Consider the following 21,038-nt stretch of genomic DNA (forward strand, 5'->3'; position numbering starts at 1 on the left):
ACGTCTGCTGTATGCCCGTGTCGGAACGCCCTATTGTCCTGAACATGATTTACCGATGGTGGCACAAACTATTTCTGAGATGGTCGATGCAGTTAAGCACTTAGATGAAGGTACAGCACTGATGCTACTGGCACCGGTGGTGCGTGAGCGTAAAGGTGAATACAGCAATCTATTTGAGCAACTGCAAAGCCAAGGTTTTGTGCGCGCGCGTGTCGATGGTGAAGTGATGGATATTGATCCACCACCGGAGCTGGATAAAAAGAAAAAACACACCATTGAAGTGGTGGTCGATCGCTTTAAAGTCCGTGATGACTTGGGTAACCGTATTGCCGAAAGTTTTGAAACGGCATTACGTTTGGGTAGCGATATTGCCACGTTGTCGTGGATGAATGCTGAACAAGCCGATCGCGTATTTTCAGCCAAACATTCTTGTCCGAAATGTGACCGTGCCGTCGGTGAATTAGAGCCCCGTTTATTTTCCTTTAACAATCCCTTTGGCGCCTGTCCGGCCTGTGATGGTTTAGGTACACGCAGTCATTTTAGTACCGACAAACTGATTCCGAACCCTGAAGTGGCCATTAGCCAAGGGGCAATCCGTGGTTGGGACCGACAACGTCCGTATTATTACGGCATGATTGAAAAAGTCGCGGCACATTTTGGCTTTTCTTTGGATACGCCATGGAATGAGCTGGATGCCGATACGCAAAAGAAATTTTTACACGGCACCGGCAAAGACAAAATCGATTTAAGTTATGTCGATGAACGTGGCCGCAAACATACCCGCGTACAGGCGTTTGAAGGTATTTTGCCGCATTTGGAACGTCGTTACCGCGAGACAGAATCCAACTATGTGCGCGATGATTTAGCACAGTATCTGTCTAATGCCGCTTGTGATGTCTGTGATGGTTCACGTCTGAATGAAATCTCACGTAATGTGAAAATTTTGGACAAGACCATCGCCCAAGTCACCAAAATGTCGATTGGCGATGCCGAAAGCTATTATCAAGATTTACAGCTTGAAGGGGCCAAAGGCGAAATTGGCGACAAAATTTTTAAAGAAATTCGTGAACGTCTACACTTTTTAGTCTCGGTCGGTTTGAACTATTTAAGTCTATCGCGTTCCGCTGAAACTTTATCTGGCGGTGAAGCACAGCGCATTCGTTTGGCCTCACAAATTGGTGCCGGCTTGATGGGCGTGATGTACGTGTTAGATGAACCATCGATTGGTTTGCATCAACGTGATAATGACCGCTTATTGGAAACTTTGGTGCGCCTACGCGACTTAGGCAACACGGTATTGGTGGTCGAGCATGATGAAGATGCCATTCGCGCCGCCGACCATATTATTGATATTGGCCCCGGTGCAGGTGTGCATGGCGGGCATATTATTGCTGAAGGCACCTATGAAGAAATTTTAGCCAACCCTAAATCGCTGACGGGGCAGTATTTATCCGGTAAGTTAAAAATTGAAGTGCCAAAAGTACGTGTGCAACCGCCAAAACCTGAGGAACGTATTAAGTTAATGGGTGCATCGGGGCATAATTTACAGAACGTCGATTTAACCATTCCCCTCGGCATTATGACTTGCGTGACTGGAGTATCCGGTTCAGGCAAATCGACCTTAATTAATCGTACTCTTTTGCCGCTTGCAGCAACCCAGCTCAATGGCGCAACCACCTTAACCGCAGAAAAATTTGATTCTATTGATGGTCTACAATTTCTAGATAAAGTTGTGGATATTGACCAAAGCCCCATTGGTCGTACGCCGCGCTCCAATCCTGCCACCTATACCGGTTTATTCACCCCAATTCGTGAACTCTTTGCACAAACCCCTGAAGCCAAAGCACGTGGTTATGCGGCGGGTCGTTTCTCGTTTAACGTCAAAGGTGGACGTTGTGAAGCTTGTGAAGGCGACGGCATGATTAAAGTGGCCATGCATTTCTTACCCGATATGTATGTGCCGTGTGATGCCTGTCATGGAGCACGTTATAACCGCGAAACCTTGGAAGTGGGCTATAAAGGCAAAAATATTTCCGATGTTTTGGGCATGACGGTTGAAGATGCCATGCATTTCTTCGAAGCGATTCCAGTGATTCATCGTCGTCTTGAAACTTTAACGCAAGTGGGATTGGGCTATATTCGCTTGGGTCAATCGGCAACAACCCTTTCTGGCGGTGAAGCACAGCGCGTCAAATTGGCGCGTGAACTGGCCAAACGTGATACGGGTAAAACACTATATGTGTTAGATGAGCCGACCACCGGTCTGCATTTCCACGACATTGCCAAACTGTTGGATATTTTGCATCAGCTACGCAATAAGGGGAATACCATTATTGTGATTGAGCATAATCTGGATGTGATTAAAACTGCTGACTGGGTGATTGATTTAGGCCCTGAAGGCGGTGCTGGCGGCGGGATAATTATTGCCGAAGGTACACCAGAGGACGTTGCTGAAAGTACGGTTTCCCATACCGCCACGTTCTTAAAGGCATTGTTGAAATAAGCTCTAAATTTAATTAGATCTATGCTAAAACGGTGATTCATTCACCGTTTTTTATTGTGCGTTTTATGCGATTTTCACAAAGAAATGGATACAAATCGATTGGTGAAATTATTCAAAAAGAATTTCTAAATAATGAATACAGCTCTTGCATGAGCCAAATAAACTCGCCAGTTAATCCATTGATACCAACATAGCGCATATCTTAAAGTGGCTCTATTTCTGCGATTAAGACCATGCAATTAAAACCAGACCCTTTTCGACTTGGATAAACCGAAAATAATAGGCCTTTTCTCTTTATTTGATTATAAGCAACAACGCTATAAAAATTAATTCTATTGTTTTTTTAATTTTCCAAATGTAAATTTAGTAAAATTACCTTTTATAATAAGAAACTTATTTTTAATTTGTGTTCAACATCGAAAAATTAGATCAGTAACATAACTTTTAACTGTTTTATTAAATTTCAATTTGATCGCATAATAACCATATAGCCACAAAGACTAAGTCATTGTTACTTAGACTTTAAGCACTTTTATACCTCGGATGTTTTCTCCCATCATTTAAAAACATCCCTTTCTAGCCTAGTCACTCTAATCGACTAGGCTTTTTTTTATCTGATCGATACACGAATCAAGCCAGTGTAGCTAAAATCTCTAAGGCCAATTGCTATTTTTCCCAAGCTCATCACCTTTATTGTCAGCTATCGCCTGTTCAGCATTTATATTTTATCGCGCTATCGCTTTAATCCGATTTTGGCTGAATTAATATTTCCATTAAAGCGCATAAAAAAACAATCTATCGTGCAATAAAATATTTACAGCTGCCACAAATAGGTGCATAATGCACCGCATTAGGGCAAGTCAGAATTATTCCTCAGCAGAAGTTCTGATTTATCCGAAATCTAAATCAAAAAACCCCATTTTTCTTTGAAAAATGGGGTTTTTTGATTTTTCATCTCTGAAAGCTCTAGGATGACTCACAAATAAAGCACTAATATAGTGCAATAATATGATTTTATAAACATTCAGAGTTAATGCTGCACTTTATATGCAAATCAACAATGTCACAGCCTGTTGCTCTCAGTTTAAATTTTAGCCTGCTAAGCTCTGATTAAAACCATGTACCACAGCAGAAGATAAATTTTTGACAAAAAAAACCCCCAACCTTGGGGAAAGTTGGGGTATAAAAACAAAAATTGTTCATGGAGAATTAGATCGCATCACATTAATTCAATGTAACATGAACTGATAGCAATATTATGATGAAAATCAGCGCAAAAGTAAAGCCTATCGAAACAGTCAGCTTTGTATTTATGGCTGATAAAATTGGGTGTTATTCTTATTTCTCCAAGCAATCAAAACATTTTTGCTGCTTTTATAGGCAAATTAAAATGCTTTTCTGTTGAATTCTTTGCTTTAATCAGCCGAATACTCAAAATAAGTTAAATTAGTCACAATATCCCGATTTAATGTATTGTTTATTACCATTAATTCTTGTTTTTTGATCATATTTTACATTCTAAAAAATTCATTTTTGTTTCATAAGACCTAACAGAAGTAACCTGTTTGATACATATAGTCGTTTGTTCTAAAAAGTTTTTTTACTGCTTTCACATTCAATAAAATTGTATTTTTTTATCTAATACAATATTTAGAGCAAAAGCTCAACAAGATAATCATCTTTTAGATCATTGACTTAATGTTTTGTTACAATACAATGGACACTGTTTAATCCATTTTCAAACAAACTGGTAATTATTATGAAGAAACTCGGTTTAGCCACTGCCTTATTACTAGCCATGACCGGTGCTCAAGCGTATCAATTTGAATTACAAGGTCAATCTGAGTACATCGACAACACCGTAAATGACAAAAACTTTACTGGTGCAGTACAAGGGACTTACTACTATAAAAATGTAGATTCATCTAAAGGTCCGTTGGCTGAGGCAGCGTTTTTAAACCAAGCATCTAATGTATCTATTGCCTATAACTACGGCGAATATGACCAAGATGGCACAAAAGAACTGATCTCACACACTTACGGTGTAAAAGGTGAAGCTTATATCCCAACAAATGTTGTTCCGGTATATGCCAGCGCTTCTTATAACCATACCCATACCGATGGTAAAAGCGGCAATCCAGACGACAATGGCGACCGTTATGCGGTAGAAGTGGGTGCTGTTGTTATTCCTAACTTCTTGATGGCGGTCGGTTATACCAGTGTTGCTAATCAATATTCATTAGATGCATTCAACATCATGAACAATGGCGTTGTGAAAGCAGCGGCTGAATCGGACACGATTGGTCAAGACCAAGATGCAATTACTGCCCGTGTTAAATATGTCGGCGCAATCGATGATACCAACATGGCAATCGGTTTTGAATCTGGTTTGGTCTATGGTGATGACACGGCTTATCAGTTAAAAACTGATTTATATGTAACGCCTAAATTAAGCATGGGTGTGTCTTATGCTGAATCAAGCTTTGCTGAAACTCCGGATTCGGCTTGGGGCGTGAACGTAAATTACTTCATCACACCTGCGGTTGCCGTGGGTGCAAGCTATGTGAATGCAAATGCTGAACAACTAGCGCTTGATACGCAAACTGTTGGCGTAAATGCTAAATTCCGCTTCTAAGTTATCTTAGAAACGGAAGATAAAAAAAGGACTCTATAGAGTCCTTTTTTTATCGGTTACTTTTACTCAGGGGTGCGCACCAAACTTAAGAAATATAAATGGCGTTCGTACTGATCGATAATATCTTGCAATAAATCGTCTAACGTCCAATCCATTACATCATAGTTTTGTCCACCTTCTCTTAAAAAGACTTCCGCTTGATAATATTGGGTTTCATCAGGATTAGACTCTGCCATAAAACTTGGAGGCAAGGTTTTCTGTGCAACCACTTGGTAAATAAAATTAATCTCATTGTCATGGTCAACGCTTAATTGCAGACCACCCTCAATGGGGTCAATAGAGACCTGTAATTGACGACGCTTAAGCTCTTTTTCTACATTTTGAAAAGCGCTTAAAACATGCGTTGAAATATACTGCTTAATTTCATCTTCACTATGCGGATAATGCATAATTAGACCTAAACGTTGCTGCCAACTGCGCGGATTATGAATGGCGCGTGGGGTGATACGGGCATCTTGCAAAGCATTCATTTTAATCACATCTAGGCGCAAGGCTTTGACCAAGCCCCAACACATAAATAACATAATAAAAGTGAAGGGTAATGCACTCATCATGGTGGCAGATTGCAGTGCGCCTAAGCCACCCACTAACAACAATACGATGGCCAAAAGCGCCATGATCATGGTCCAAAATAGCCGTTGCCAAATGGGTGAGTTTTCTGATTTCGAGGTTAAATAATCAGTCACCAAAGCCCCTGAATCGGCTGAAGTCACGAAAAATAGAACCACCAATAATGTCGCAACCAAACTGGTGACCGCAGACAACGGCAGCGTGTATAAAAACTCAAACAATGCCACCGATGAATCACGTTGTACCGCAGCAATTAAAGAATCGTTGCCTTTTTGAAGAATGCTGTAGAACGCAGCATTGCCCATAAAGCCCATCCAAATGAGAGTAAAACCACTTGGAATTAATAATACACCGACAATAAATTCACGAATGGTACGGCCTTTAGAGACGCGTGCAATAAACATCCCCACAAAAGGGGACCAAGAAATCCACCATGCCCAATAGACAATCGTCCAGCCACCAATCCAACCATTCGACTGATAAGCATATAAGTTAAAGGTCATGGTGAATAAATTAGAGACGTATTGACCGGCATTTTGAATGGTGGTTTGCAGTAAATAAATCGGTGAACTGACGAAAAATACAAACAACAATAAAATCACGGCCAAAAGTAAATTCAGCTCAGATAGCCGCTTAATGCCTTTATCTAGACCCAAAAACACCGACAGCGATGCCATGATGCTGACCACCACAATCAACAGCACTTGTATGGTAGAGGATTGTTCAATCCCAAATAAGTAATTTAGACCGGAGTTGATTTGCGTGACGCCAAAACCCAAGGTGGTGGCTACACCAAAGATGGTACCAATGGTGGCAAAGGTGTCTACAGCATCCCCGATGGGGCCATAAATTTTTTGCCCGATCAGCGGATACAATGCCGAACGTACTTTAAGCGGTAAATTATGCCGATAGGCGAAGTAAGCCAGTGCCAGACCGACCACAGAATAAATGGCCCACGCATGTAAACCCCAATGGAAAAAGGTAATGCGCATCGCCTGCTGAGCAGCTTCTAGCGTTTGACCTTGACCACTGGGCGGTGAAGCATAGTGCATCACCGGTTCGGCGACGCCAAAGAACATCAGTCCAATGCCCATACCGGCGGTAAACAACATTGCAAACCATGAGCCGTTGCTGTAGATCGGCACACTGTGCTCTGGCCCAAGTTTGATTTTCCCCATACTGGATAGGGCAATATAAATCAGTAAGATTAAAAATATGGCCACCGATAACACATAAAACCAGCTAAAGGAATCGGTAATCCATTGATTGAGATTATGGGTAATAAGCTCAAAGGAGTTGGGTGCTAAAATAACCACTGCCAAAAAAATGGCAATAATAATGACCGTACTTAAAAACACATTTGGATTGACATTGGCAAACCAAGATGGACTTTTGGAAGGCATAGATCCCCCATTGATATTTTAATTAATGTGACAGACCGCGAGGTCAGACAGAACATTCATCAAGGATGAATAAAAGACGAGCTCGATTGAAATAAATAAAAACTCAAACGCATCATAAATTAATGATTCCTCTAAAGCAGTTACATTCCTGTAACACTATTTAGCGTTGCTTTTTTAATTCGAGCGATCATCCTTAGGTAAATGCGCGATGTATTGCAAAGTAATCAAGCGCGATACAATTAAGGCCAAGTACATCACGCCAGTGAACATTTGAAACATGGCCAAGACCCGAGCCGGCGCACTGATCGGCACCAAATCGGACAGTCCAGTAGCCGATTGCAAACTAAAACTTAAAAACAATAAATTCAGCCAAGTCTGCAAACCATCCATATTAGAATTTTGGAAACTATCCGGAATGATCAGTTGGCAGATGCTGTATAAAAATGCAAATCCCCACGCCAGTAGGGTAAATACCGCCGCTGCCGCAAATAATTCATCTTTGGTTAAATAGCGATCTTCAAACATATAACGCAATAACCCATAGGCGGCACTAAAGTAGGCTGCGGCCTCAAAGGCATGTGCGGTAATTTGAATCATCACATGATTGACACCGACCAACATCAGCGATGAAAACAACACGGCCCCACCGACAAAACTAAGACCTAAAATAGTAAACATCGGAGTTTGTCGAATCACTTTGGCAATCACTAAAAGCACGAACACGCCTAAAAGCCAGCTTAAGGTACGATAGGTCATGCTGTAATTGACCACCACCGAGAGGATCAGAATCATGAATTGCAATACAATCAGCCATGCTGAAGGCAGTAAACGAAATGCTTTCCATACGTCAGTTAAAGCCTGCATTTAGCGCTCCATGGCCGGACTATTTTTATTTAGCATTGTGCTCTTCTATGGTTGATCTCTGCTTAAACTAGCATAAACCGTTGTCTACACCAGTGAAAGATTTGTATAAATCACATCCCAAAATACAGCTTTTAACATGCTGTATTGTCGCCATTTACTAGCTATGGTAGATCTTATTATGCTTGTTCAAAATCCAAGATAAGCGCTAATTTTAGAGTAAACTCTGTGTTTGTGTATGTATAAATAAAGCGGCGATGAAACACTTCAGAATCAATCAGGACAAATAGACAGGCCATAAAAAAGTCCCCGTAGGGACCTTTTTATGATCGTGTGCTAGAGCTTAGTGATCTGAAGCACCCGAGATACCAATACCTGTTTGTGAACGAACAAACTGTGCATCAAATGCTTTACGTTCAGCTGTAGCACGTGCTGAATGATCAGTCACAGAGAACAACCAACAGCAGATGAATGACAATGGCATTGCAAAGATTGCAGGACCATTCAGTGGGTTAATTGGTGTATCCGAGATACCCAAAGTATCGACCCAAACGGCTTTAGATAAGATAATCAAGGTTACGGCTGTAACTAAACCAGCAACGCCACCAATGACAGCACCGCGAGTGGTTAAACCTTTCCAGAACATTGAAAGCACCAGTACTGGGAAGTTGGCACATGCAGCAACCGAGAATGCTAAACCGACCATGAAGGCTACGTTTTGTTTCTCGAACAAGACACCCAAAATCATGGCAAAAATAGCTAAACCTAAAGTTGCAATTTTAGACATACGTAGTTCAGATTCAGGCGTCGTACGACCTTTTCTGAAGACGTTTGCATATAAGTCATGCGAAATTGCTGAAGCACCCGATAAAGTCAAACCCGCCACAACTGCAAGGATGGTGGCAAATGCCACTGCTGAAATGAAGCCCATGAACAAGTCACCGCCAACAGCATCACTTAAGTGAACTGCAGCCATGTTGTTACCACCGACCAATTCTAATTTACCCGTCACTGCCATTTTAGCAACATCAAGGAATTGTGGATTGTTTGATACAAACAGAATCGCACCGAAACCAATGATGAAGGTCAATAGATAGAAGTAACCAATGAAGCCGGTTGCAACCACAACGGATTTACGTGCTTCTTTGGCATCTTTTACCGTAAAGAAGCGCATTAAAATATGTGGCAGACCCGCAGTACCAAACATCAATGCAAGACCTAAGGAAATGGCATCAATTGGATTGGCGGCAAGTTTACCCGGCCCCATGATATTGCCCGCTTCGGCTAGACCAATGTTATGCACTTGGCTGAAGACTTGAATCGATTGTTCAAACATGTTTGCAAAGCTGAAACCAACATTCTTCATCACCATAAAGGCCATGAAGGTCGCACCTGAAAGCAACATCACCGCTTTGATGATCTGTACCCACGTGGTGGCCAACATACCGCCAAAGATTACGTAAGCCATCATCAGAAGACCCACAATCACCACAGCAATGTTGTAGTTCAAACCAAACAGTAATTTAATCAGCTGACCTGCACCCACCATTTGAGCGATCAAATAGAATGCAACCACCACCAATGAACTTACAGCGGCTAAGGTACGCACTGGTTTTTCTTCTAAGCGGAAAGACACTACGTCAGATAAGTTGAATTTACCCAAGTTACGCAGACGTTCAGCCACCAAGAACAATACGATTGGCCAACCCACCATAAAACCAAGGGAGTACAGCAAGCCATCAAAGCCTGAACTAAAAACCAGTGCAGAAATACCCAAGAAAGAGGCCGCAGACATGTAGTCACCGGCAATGGCTAAACCATTTTGAAAACCTGAGATACCGCCACCAGCAGTATAGAAATCTGAGGTACTTGTGGTTTGCTTGGCGGCCCATTTGGTAATCACCAAAGTAAAGGCCACAAAAATCACAAACATAATGATGGCATGCCAGTTGGTGGCTTGCTGTTCAGCGGCACCTAAATCTGGACCGGCCATAGCCATATTTGACATAAGCAGCGCTGATGCTGCCAGTGCTTGCGCTTTCAATGAATTCCATTTCATCTTAATGCTGTCCTTTTTCGTTGGCAATCGCTTCCACTTCTTTCATGGCTTCACGTGTTAGTGGATCAAGTTTAGAGTTGGCGATATAGGAATACACCGCAGTCAATACAAATGACAATACAATAATACTGAGACCCAATGGCATACCGATAGTGATCACACCACCGTCAAAAGATTGCATTAAAAATTCTTTGTTATAGCCAACCAACAGCATGAAACCAACATAAACGATCAACATAATTGCTGTAAGAGTCCAACTGAGACGACTCTTTTTAGCAACCATTTCTTTAAACTTTGGATTCTGTAGAATCTGCTCTACTTTACTCTCATCCATAATCCATTCTCCTGTTTGTGCCTAACGCTAGACACTATTTTTAATTCGAATTATTCCGTCGCCTAACTTAACAATCTTGTAGGGTTGTTGTAATTAATACTTTGGTCTTTAAATTTTAATCAAGTCGGCGATGCAGATTATCAGATAGGGTATGATTACGATATAGTTTTACACTTTGGGCAATATGAACAGCTGGCTTATTATTGGGGTGCTCGCCCTCTATATCGCATTATTATTTATCTGTGCATTTTATGGGGAGAAACACGCCAGTCGATTAAGCACACGTGGCCGTATGTTTTTATTTAGCCTCACTTTAGGCGTGTATTGTTCATCTTGGACCTTTTATGGGGCAACCGGTGCGGCGGTGCGTGAAGGGATTATCTTCTTACCGATTTATTTGGGCCCCTTGATTTTTGTCGGTGTCGGTTATGATATTTGGCGGCGCTTAGGTCGTGTACGTCAGCATCATGCGATTTCCTCCATTGCCGACTTTGTTGCGGCACGTTATGGCAAGAGTGGCGCTTTAGCTTCGCTGGTGACCATTTTGGCGGTGATTGCCATTATCCCCTATCTGGCGCTACAACTGCGCGCCATCGCTTTAAGCGCTGCCGTGGTGTTGCAACAAGGCACTGGTTTGGAAGGTACCACCAATGGTGTGCTGTTCCTGACCGGCATTTTAGCCATTTTGGCCATGATCTTTGGCACACGGCAAATTGCCAATACCGAACAACATGGCGGTTTAATGTTGGCGGTGGCATTTGAATCTTTTGTTAAATTATTTGCGCTGCTGTGTGTGGCATTATTTTTTGTTTTTGAAGCACCGGGCAATTTAACGCAAATTAGCAGTGATGTGGCGGACACCTTTAAAGAGGTGCAGTTGTTTGGTGTACCGGAAACCTTTTGGGTACAAACAGTCTTGGCCGCATTGGCAATTATTTGTTTGCCTCGGCAATTTCATGTGGCTGTGGTTGAGCTACGCGATGAAAAACATATTCGCGGGGCACGGCGTTGGTTTGCCACTTATCTGATTCTCACCACACTGGCGATTATTCCCATTGCCAGTTGGGCCTTACATGCCGCGCCACATTTCTTGGCCATTCCCGATGTGGCGGTGTTATCACTACCGCTGAGTTACAACCAAGATTGGCTTACGTTGTTGGCTTTTCTCGGTGGTTTTTCTGCTTCCACCGGTATGCTGTTGGTCTCATCGGTTGCGTTGTCAATTATGTTGAGTAACGATTTGATTATGCCCGCACTGTGGCGCAGCGGCATTTTGTCACGTCATGACCGACGCTTACCGATGGTGCTGAAATTTACCCGCCGTGTGTGTATTTTAGCGGTCATGTTACTGGGCTTTTTATTCTTTCATTTCTTTAACGATATCGACCAACTCTCGGTGTTTGGCTTATTGGCCTTTAGTGCAGTGGCCCAGTTCTCCCCTGCTCTGATTGGCGGATTATATTGGCGTGGTGGCAGTAAACAAGGCGTCTATGCCGGCTTACTGAGTGGCTTTTTTCTGTGGGCCTACACTTTATTATTACCCACGGTACTGCGTAGTCTACCGCTTGAATACAGCCATTTTGCGCAGCAATTTTTAACACTGGGTCCATTGAGGATTCACTGGTTACGACCAGAGGCCTTACTGGGCTTTGAGTCTTTTGCCGCATTGACGCATGGCGTGGTGTGGTCGTTGGGCTTGAATATTGTCTTGTATATTTGGGTGTCACGAATTTTTCGTCCCAGTATTGCCGAACAAATTCAGGCAGAAAGCTTTTTTTATTACGAGACCAAGCCGCTGCCCACGCATACCACTTCAAGCGATATCAGTTATCTCAATCATGACGTGGCGCGTTTAAAAGTGGGCGATTTAATTACCTTAGCCAAACGCATCACCGGCGAAGGGCCAACCACACACGCTTTTCGGCAATTTTGTACGCAAAATAATGTCATCTTAAATGAAAATAGCAGTGCCAATGGCATGTGGTGGCGCTTTACCGAGCAATACTTGGCCGGCACCATTGGTTCCGCTTCGGCGCGGACTTTACTGACCACGGCGATGGTCAATAATGGGTTGGCGCTGGGTCAAGTGGCCAATATTTTAGACCAAGCCTCGCAGTGGCAACGCTTTAATCAAAACTTGATCATGACCATGATTGATCACATGACCCAAGGCGTGAGTGTGGTCGATGAAAATATGTGTTTGGTGGCATGGAACAATCAATATTTAAAACTGTTTGATTACCCGAAAGATTTGGTTTACGTCGGTTGTCCGATTGCCGACTTAATTCGCTATAACGCAGAACGCGGTGAATGTGGTCCAGGCTCGGTCGAGGAGCATGTGCGCAAACGTATTCACTGGATGGCACTGGGCAATGCGCATGAATTTGAACGGATTCGTAAAGATGGCCGCGTCATTCAAATGCGCGGCAATCCGATTGAAGGCGGTGGCTTTGTCACCACCTTTGCCGACATCACTGCATTTCGTGAAAATGAAGCGCTGCTTGAAGGTCGCGTGCAAGATCGTACCCGTCAGCTGGCCAATGCACTGAGCGAGCAACAATTGGCGCGTGAATTGGCAGATCGCGCCAATATGTCGAAAAGTCGTTTTATTGCCGCTGCCAGTCATGACCTGTTACAACCGATGCATGCTGCGCGTTTATTTAGTACCGCTTTAGAACAAAGCGTGCAGTCCGATGAAGACCGTAAAACCTTACAGCAACTTGATCGTGCGCTGTATGGTGCAGAGAGTATGTTGTCGGCGCTGCTGGATATTGCCCGTTTAGAAGGCGGCACCATTCAGCCGAAACGGCAGTCTTATCCACTGCATGATTTACTCAGCGATCTTGAACTGCAATTTAAATCCATTGCCGCCCAGCGTGGCATTCGCTTGAGCGTACATGATGCACAGTTTTGGATTGATACCGATCCGCAGTGGATTCGGCGTATTATTCAAAATTTTGTCAGCAATGCCCTGCGCTACACCGCTAAAGGCAAAGTAATTGTTGGTGTACTTCGTTCGGCCAGCAAGCCGCAGCATATTCGGATTGGGGTGTGGGATACCGGCCCGGGTATTGCAGAACAACAGCGCATTAAACTGTTTCAGGAATTTGAGCGCTGTGGCCACACCTCGCCTTGGGGCGAACAAGGCCTAGGACTGGGTTTGGCCATTGTGCAGCGTATGACCAGTTTGCTGAATTATCCGGTACAGGTTTATTCTGAATACGGCAAAGGCTCATGCTTTATGATTGAAGTGCCCATTGTAGAGCCGCCCAAAGTGGTGAGCATGCCGGCACAAGCCATTCCATTAAAAAGTAAGGCCTATAAAATTTTATGTTTAGATAATGATGAAACCATTTTAGAGGGCATGTCGACCTTACTCAGCAAATGGGGCTATCAAGTGTTTAAAGCCACCGAACCCGAACAAGCCTTGGCTTTAATTCAGCAGGAAAATATTCAGGTCTGGTTGGTCGATCAGCACTTAAACAACCAAAAAATGGGTTTGGACTTTATTTTGCAAAACCGTCAAGCACAAGTGCCTGTGGCGCTGATTACTGCAGATTCTGATCAAGAGCTGCCGCAGCAATTAAAAGAGCTGAATATTGTGTTGTTAAGAAAACCCTTAAAGCCAGCCTCTTTACGCGCATGGTTATCGGGCTTAAAAATCTCCAGTACTAGCGATTAAACCGGTAGTGCAAGCGTGCATTTTAAGCCCTTAAAATGCACGCTGTTATACATAAACACACCAACCGTTACAGGTGCTGGCGATAGATTTTGGCCTTTAGGCAAAATAACTCAAAAACCTGCGTTTTAACTGGCGATCCATTGACCAAAAATTTCACCTTGAATTTTTCTATGGCAAAGCCTACCAAATGCCTCGATACACAGCGGTATACTTACTTACAATTTTTCAAGCTGATCTTTTTACAGCACTTTTTAAGACGAATATCGCACTCTACAACTTTAGTCCTATTTTGTTGCACCCTCGGCTTAACCATACACTAGAGCCAGAACAGATCAGTTTTACTCAGCATCTATCATTTATTTGTTGGATAAAGCATTGATCGACAGAAATAGTATTGGAGTTCAACATGAATATTTCTCAAATTATTCCAAGCAATCATGATCAGACACAGCAGCTTTATCGCCAATATGGCAGTAATGCGCTGTTACCCGATATCCAATGGAACGAACTGTTTCAATCGAGCGCCTTAACGCCACTGCACATCCAAGCCTTAAATACGCTCTATCACACTGCCGTGCCACTGGCTTTACAGGTTTTTGATGCGTTAAATTTTGATGTTTTTAGTCCGACTGCCTATAAACCGCAAGGTTTGGGTTTATTTGAGCGTTTGGCCGAACAAGAAGAAAAACTGATTCAAGTGTTGGCAAGCGAGGCCGCAGGTTTTAGTGAGGCGGTACGTTATCAAATTTGGAGCATGCTGTTAAGAGGCGGTGCGGTCTTGGTCTTTAAAGCGTGGCTTGGCAAAGTTAAAACCCATGAAAACCAATTAGACATCAGCCAATTTGATGAACTGTCCGACCTTCTGTTCATTAAAACCTCGCCCATTGAATTGGCTCAGCATCTACACATCAATCCGCACAGTCCACAAGAGCATGTGTTCTTAATGTATGACGATGAAGTCTATTTAGAACGTTTTAACAGCTTAGAAACCGCCGCTTTATTTGTGGAATTGGGCGTCTATGATGCGGCATTTTTAAGTTTGCACGATGACAGCGTGGCGGCCTATTTAAAAGAAAAAGATTATGTCTCTCAAGAACAAATTGATGATTTACACAGCGCACTCAATCCGTTGTTTTGTACCGATCTCACCCCGAAAAGAAGCTGCGTCGCTTAAGTCAGAATTTTAAGCATTCAAAAAAGGCACCTTCAACGGGTGCCTTTTTCAATCTTATCACTCAAGCTGTACGGTTCACTGCGTCAGGTGAATAAAGCGGATCTTTTGAATAAAAACCGTTTAGATTTTTCTTTCTTCAATATTTAATGCACTGATGGCCAAGACTGCTTGAGTACGATTTTGTACGCCCAATTTACGGAAAATTGCGGTGACATGCGCCTTAATGGTCGCTTCCGAAACATCTAATTCATAGGCAATTTGTTTATTGAGCAAGCCTTCTGCCACCATCATCAAGACGCGGAACTGCTGCGGCGTCAATGATTGAATTCGTTCTGCCAAAGCAGTTTCATCTGCTGCGCGCGGATCAAAATTCATATTCGGTGGGAAATTAGGGGGTAACCAAATCTCGCCTTCTAGCACGTGACGAATGGCTTCACCAATTAAGCTTGGATGCGCCGATTTCGGAATATACCCCATGGCACCATGCGCAATAGCACGCTGAATAATCGAGGTTTCTTCGTGTGCCGAGACCACGAGAATCGGGATTAACGGATATTGTGCACGGACATGAACCAACGCTGAAAAGCCGGATGCTCCCGGTAAATTAAGATCTAACAACACCAAATCTGGCTCTGGACCATTATCAAGGCGTTCATAAAACTCATTTACTGCCGCGGTTTCACTAATTTGGGCTTGCGGTAAGCTATAACGCACAGCTTGAATCAAAGCATGACGAAATAACGGATGATCATCAACGATTAAAATATTCATAAGCGATATGAAAGATCCTGTGCACAGTGATGGCTATTCTAACCACACTCGCAGGCTTAAGGATATGCCATGAATTAATTTTTTAGGCGATATTGCACTGTTTTGGCAAAAATAGTGCTTTTATTCCAATTTAGCAGCCTATATAAGCTGTAGTTAACCTATAAAAGGCTGTTGAGTCGCCCTTAATCCCGTGCCTCTTGCTCAAAAATATCACTTTTAATTTCAACTGATTATATTTTTATACTGCCTAGATGATTGTTTATATTCATCGCTATTACTGCGCGCTTAAAGCCGCCTACCGCCGGCTTAAGTACGGCGGTAGGGTGATAAAACAATCAACGCGCATGAACAGTGGTGATTAACGCCTCGACCACTTGTGGCTCAGCCAAGGTGGAAATATCGCCCAGCGTATCCAATTCATTGGCAGCAATTTTTCTTAAAATACGGCGCATAATTTTACCGGAACGCGTTTTGGGTAAGGCCGGTGCCCAATGCAGTGCATCCGGTGTGGCAATCGGGCCTAAGATTTTACGCACCCAATCAATCAGTTCTTTACGCAGCTCCTCCGATTCCTCAGTGCCGGCTTGTAAGGTGACAAAAGAGCAAATCCCTTGTCCTTTAATCTCATGCGGCATGCCAACCACAGCAGCTTCTGCCACGGCATGATGCGCCACCAAAGCACTTTCCACTTCAGCCGTGCCTAAGCGATGACCGGAAACATTCAGTACATCATCCACCCGACCGGTAATCCAGTAGTAGCCATCTTTATCGCGCCGTGCGCCATCACCGGTGAAATAAGCCCCCGGATAAGTTGAGAAATAGGCTTCAATAAAACGCTCAGGATCGCCCCAAATGGTGCGCATTTGCCCCGGCCAAGAATCTTTAATAATCAAATTCCCTTCCGCTTCACCGGCCAACTCTTTGCCCTCAGCATCAACAATGGCCGGTTGAATCCCAAAAAATGGCCGTGTCGCTGAACCGGGTTTTAATGCGGTAGCCCCGGGCAAAGGTGAAATCATAATCCCACCAGTTTCGGTTTGCCACCACGTATCCACAATGGGACAACGACTTTCACCGACCACACTATAGTACCAATTCCATGCTTCAGGATTGATCGGCTCACCGACTGAACCAATCAGACGCAAGCTACTGCGGTCACTTTCACGCACGAACTTGTCACCTTCTCGCATCATGGCGCGAATGGCGGTGGGCGCGGTATATAAAACCGTGATGTTATGTTTATCGACAATATGACCGGTGCGCGCCCATGTCGGATACTGCGGTACCCCTTCAAACATCACGCTGGTGGTGCCATTGGATAACGGCCCATATAACATATACGAATGGCCGGTAATCCAGCCCAAATCTGCGGTACACCAAAACACGTCATCTTGCTTGATATCAAATATTTCTCTAAAGGTGCAATTTACATAGGTTAAATAGCCGCCTGTGGTGTGTAACACGCCTTTGGGTTTACCGGTCGACCCTGAGGTATATAAAATAAATAAAGGATCTTCCGCATTCATCGGCTCAGGCGGGCAAATGTCATTGACCGCCATAATTTCAGTGTGATACCACAGGTCACGCCCGTCCTCTAGATGGATGGGATTACCGGTACGATGCACCACCACCACGTGTTGCACGCAGTCTGTGCCATGAATCTGTAGCGCGGTATCTACATTTTTTTTGAGCGGCACCGGTTTGCCGCCGCGCATGCCTGAATCGGCGGTAATCACAATTTTGGCTTGGCTGTCTTCAATGCGACTGGCCAACGATTCTGGCGAGAAGCCGCCAAACACCACACAATGCACCGCACCCACGCGGGTACAGGCCAACATGGCAATCGCCGCTTCAGAGACCATCGGCATATACAGCACCACACGATCACCTTTGTTTACGCCATATTTTTTTAACACATTGGCAAAACGACACACTTCAGCGTGCAGTTCTTTAAAAGAGATAATTTTATGTCGCGAAGGATGATCGCCTTCCCAAATAATCGCAGGCTTATGCGGATGTTCTTTTAAATAACGATCTAAACAATTGGCACTGAGATTAAGTTGACCATCGGCAAACCATTCAATTTTAAAATGATTCGGATCAAAACTGCTATTTTTAACTTGGCTGAACGGCTTTATCCATTCAAGCTTATGGGCTTGCTCAGCCCAAAACTCATCAGGCTGATTGATAGATTGCTGATAACGCTGGAAATACTCGGACTCATTGGTGCGAGCGGTTTTTTGAAATTCTTCGGGTACAGGATAGATCTCTTTCATACGGCACGTCCTTGATCTTATTCATCTCATCACGAGAGCTCTTGCAGGTTATTGATCTTATTCATTGCATATCCGCAGTATGGCGATTATTTTTCAACCAGCTCAATCCTGCTTTGGTCGTAGTTTTGTATATCAGTTAAAGCACAGAGCACTGATGATATACAACAACAAAGTGGCACTGATTCGTATCTAATCTGTTTATTTGCTCTTATAATTTAAGCCGAGGCTGCTGAAATAATGAAATAAAATCCAGTCTTTTGACCTTCACCTGATTCGGGACAAAAAAGCGTATGATGCCGCACGATTCCTCGCCCTTTTTTTCGCCACCGCCGCTGCCCCGTCATGACCAGCCTTTATCTGTAAGCGGTCGTTTTGGCCGTTTAAGCGCCATCGCTTGGTATGGTTTTATTCATTTAATGACCCTATTTGCCAGCATCGCATTGAGTTTGGCGTTGGGCCTGCTGAACCTGCAGCAGTGGTCAATGACTCATCTGTCATTAAATACCTTAAGCAGCATGACTGGACTGGGCTTCAGTGTCATTTTTCTGTTGTATCTGTATTTCTTATGGGTGATCACTATTCGCCGCTTGCACGACATGAACCGCAGTGGTTGGTTTAGTCTGTTTTTTCTACTGCCCATTTTGAATGTACTGCTGAGCTTATATTTATTATTCGGTTCAGGTAGCACGGGCAGCAATCGTTATGGACCGGTGCGGATGACCGCCATTTGGGAGAAAATATTGGCATGGCTGATGATTATTCTCACGCTGCTCAGTTTTATTGTGTCTGGCAGTTTGATGTCCTATCAATTTCAAAGTGGTGAGATCAATACCCCACAACAGGTGATTGAAAAAGGCACGGCTTACTTTTAAAGGCGGGCGTCAATAGAAATAAAAGCAGCGTAATCTCACAAATCATAGGTTAATTTTTTTGCAAGTTCAGGCAAAATGGTCGGCAATAATTTAGATTTGGAAGTCCCGTGGCAGAGCCCAATAATGCCTTAACTGAAGTGACGCAAGGCACTTCACAGCTTTTACATGACGCCAGTGAAAAAACTACGCAAAGTGTCATCCAACATACCGCTAAATATAACGATGCCTATGCCACAATCGATAGCTTTATTGCTGCATTTTGGGAACGAATGCCGTATTTGTTAATCGCGCTGATTGTGTTCACCATTTTTGTCTTGTTGGCCAAACTCTTTAAATTTTTTATTCGTAAAACCTTAAATGATCGCTCATATACCAAACAAAACTTGGTCTTGGTGCTGAACCGTGTTGGTAGTTCAGCAATTATTTTTATTGGTTTCTTGATTGCCATGGTGATTACCATTCCCGGATTTACGCCGGGTCAAATGATGAGTACTTTAGGCATCGGCTCGGTGGCAATTGGTTTTGCTTTTAAAGATATTTTCCAAAACTTACTCTCCGGTATTCTGATTTTACTTGGTGAACCATTTAAAATTGGCGATGCCATTGTGGTGTCGGGTATGGAAGGTACGGTTGAAGACATTCAGATTCGCGCCACCTATTTACGCTCACCAGATGGACGACGTATTGTGATTCCCAATGCAACGGTGTATGCCAGTGCGGTTACCGTAAATACGGCCTACCCCAACCGACGCTGTGAATTTATGGTCGGCATTGGCTATGAAGATGATATTCAAAAAGCCAAAAAGATTATTTTTATGATTCTAAACAATGATCCGACAATTTTAAGCCAACCGAGTTTTAGCGTAAATGTCAGCGCACTGACCGATTTTTCAGTCAAACTCAAAGTACAGTGGTGGGTCAATACCAGCGAAGCCGGCACGTCTAGCTCGATGAGCACCGTGCAAGAGCAAGTGATTCAGAGCTTTGCTGAAAATGGTATTTCCATTGCTTATCCAGTACAGCAAGTTAAAGGCTATGGCGCAGATGCAGCCCTTTCCTCGCCTCCATCAAAGCGTACAGAACAGTCGTCCTAATACATACGCAATCACGGTTTCGGTGCGTAGAATACGGTTACCTAAACTTACTGCTTGGCAGCCGTTGTTGACCAACAACTCAATCTCGTAGGGAATAAATCCACCTTCAGGGCCAATCACAATGCTACACGGATGCTTAAGCGCAAATGGCATTGTGGTTTCAGCATAAGGATGTGCCACATAGGCTGGACACTCTGCGCTCATTAAATGCGGCAAGACATCTTCAACAAACGGTTTAAAGCGTTTATAAATTTCAATTTCAGGGGCAATCGTGTCACCGGCTTGCTCCAATCCGAGCGTGATATATTGCTCTAATTGTTGCAAAAAGGGACTTTGCCAATAGCTTTTATCAACCCGATAACTGTGCAATAAAATAATTTTTTCCACCCCCAAAGTCACGCTATCCATGATTAAACGGCGTAGCACTTTCGGACGTGGCATCGCCACAATTAAAGTCACCGGTAATTTTTTGGGGACATTTTCTTCATACAGCGCTTTTACCTGAATGGCCTGTTCCGCCACGCTGATCACTTCACAGCAATAACGCTTGCCGCCACGAATTCCCACTTTAAGCGTGTCGCCGACCTGAATTTTTACATGTTGCTGTAGATGTTCCAGCTGACGTTTGGAAGTAATCGACCAAAGCGCAGCTTGAGTTTGACGCGGGTCTAAAAGAACGATATTCATGATGAGCACTTAATGGTATGAATCAAAAAATAAGCAGAAGCGCGCCGACCCAAAAAG

The 21,038-nt window shown here is 43.5% G+C and carries 13 protein-coding genes; 6 read left to right on the forward strand and 7 right to left on the reverse strand.

The window, feature by feature from the left end; genetic code table 11:
• Together uvrA and omp33-36 are read left to right on the forward strand one after the other, a co-directional pair.
• Nucleotides 1–2,503 (forward strand): excinuclease ABC subunit UvrA (gene uvrA / locus SE27_RS01365; RefSeq protein WP_455549951.1); only part of this gene is annotated, 2,503 nt, incomplete at its 5' end.
• Nucleotides 2,504–4,259: 1,756 nt separating this feature from the next.
• Nucleotides 4,260–5,138 (forward strand): porin Omp33-36, encoded by an 879-nt coding sequence (gene omp33-36, locus SE27_RS01370; protein WP_264673633.1) that lies wholly within the window; start codon nt 4,260–4,262, stop codon nt 5,136–5,138.
• A gap of 62 nt (nt 5,139–5,200) precedes the next feature.
• Here the strand turns inward: omp33-36 and SE27_RS01375 are convergent, their stop codons facing one another.
• From SE27_RS01375 to SE27_RS01390, 4 genes are all read right to left on the reverse strand, one after another.
• Nucleotides 5,201–7,171 carry a BCCT family transporter gene (locus SE27_RS01375; protein ID WP_039620177.1) on the reverse strand — a complete coding sequence of 657 codons (1,971 nt, stop codon included), beginning with the start codon at nt 7,169–7,171 and terminating at the stop codon, nt 5,201–5,203.
• Between the two features lie 174 nt (nt 7,172–7,345).
• A complete protein-coding gene (locus tag SE27_RS01380; RefSeq protein WP_039620179.1) occupies nt 7,346–8,035 on the reverse strand; it encodes an ion channel in 690 nt (229 codons plus the stop codon).
• Between the two features lie 340 nt (nt 8,036–8,375).
• The gene (locus SE27_RS01385) at nt 8,376–10,091 is read right to left on the reverse strand and encodes a cation acetate symporter (RefSeq protein WP_039620181.1); all 1,716 of its coding nucleotides are present in this window, start codon (nt 10,089–10,091) and stop codon (nt 8,376–8,378) included.
• 1 nt (nt 10,092) lies between these two features.
• Nucleotides 10,093–10,425 (reverse strand): DUF485 domain-containing protein, encoded by a 333-nt coding sequence (locus SE27_RS01390; RefSeq protein WP_039620183.1) that lies wholly within the window; start codon nt 10,423–10,425, stop codon nt 10,093–10,095.
• Nucleotides 10,426–10,609: 184 nt separating this feature from the next.
• Here SE27_RS01390 and SE27_RS01395 point away from each other — a divergent pair, with 184 nt between their 5' ends.
• Both SE27_RS01395 and SE27_RS01400 read left to right on the forward strand, forming a co-directional pair.
• Nucleotides 10,610–14,107: a PAS domain-containing hybrid sensor histidine kinase/response regulator gene (locus SE27_RS01395; protein WP_039620186.1), complete on the forward strand. Its 3,498-nt coding sequence runs from the start codon at nt 10,610–10,612 to the stop codon at nt 14,105–14,107.
• Between the two features lie 406 nt (nt 14,108–14,513).
• Nucleotides 14,514–15,281: a hypothetical protein gene (locus SE27_RS01400; protein WP_039620187.1), complete on the forward strand. Its 768-nt coding sequence runs from the start codon at nt 14,514–14,516 to the stop codon at nt 15,279–15,281.
• A gap of 120 nt (nt 15,282–15,401) precedes the next feature.
• On the opposite strand, the gene SE27_RS01405 is transcribed toward SE27_RS01400, so the two are convergent.
• Nucleotides 15,402–16,052 (reverse strand): response regulator, encoded by a 651-nt coding sequence (locus SE27_RS01405; protein ID WP_039620190.1) that lies wholly within the window; start codon nt 16,050–16,052, stop codon nt 15,402–15,404.
• Between the two features lie 335 nt (nt 16,053–16,387).
• The gene (gene acs, locus SE27_RS01410; RefSeq protein ID WP_039620192.1) at nt 16,388–18,328 is read right to left on the reverse strand and encodes an acetate--CoA ligase; all 1,941 of its coding nucleotides are present in this window, start codon (nt 18,326–18,328) and stop codon (nt 16,388–16,390) included.
• 290 nt (nt 18,329–18,618) lie between these two features.
• Between acs and SE27_RS01415 the strand changes: the two genes are divergently transcribed.
• Nucleotides 18,619–19,200: a DUF805 domain-containing protein gene (locus SE27_RS01415; protein ID WP_039620194.1), complete on the forward strand. Its 582-nt coding sequence runs from the start codon at nt 18,619–18,621 to the stop codon at nt 19,198–19,200.
• Between the two features lie 107 nt (nt 19,201–19,307).
• Nucleotides 19,308–20,294: a mechanosensitive ion channel family protein gene (locus tag SE27_RS01420; protein ID WP_039620196.1), complete on the forward strand. Its 987-nt coding sequence runs from the start codon at nt 19,308–19,310 to the stop codon at nt 20,292–20,294.
• Here the strand turns inward: SE27_RS01420 and SE27_RS01425 are convergent.
• Nucleotides 20,268–20,981: a 16S rRNA (uracil(1498)-N(3))-methyltransferase gene (locus SE27_RS01425; RefSeq protein ID WP_039620198.1), complete on the reverse strand. Its 714-nt coding sequence runs from the start codon at nt 20,979–20,981 to the stop codon at nt 20,268–20,270. The two genes, SE27_RS01420 and SE27_RS01425, sit on opposite strands and share 27 nt — an antisense overlap.
• Between the last annotated feature and the right edge of the window lie 57 nt (nt 20,982–21,038).

Source organism: Acinetobacter harbinensis (assembly GCF_000816495.1).
Lineage (GTDB): Bacteria > Pseudomonadota > Gammaproteobacteria > Pseudomonadales > Moraxellaceae > Acinetobacter > Acinetobacter harbinensis.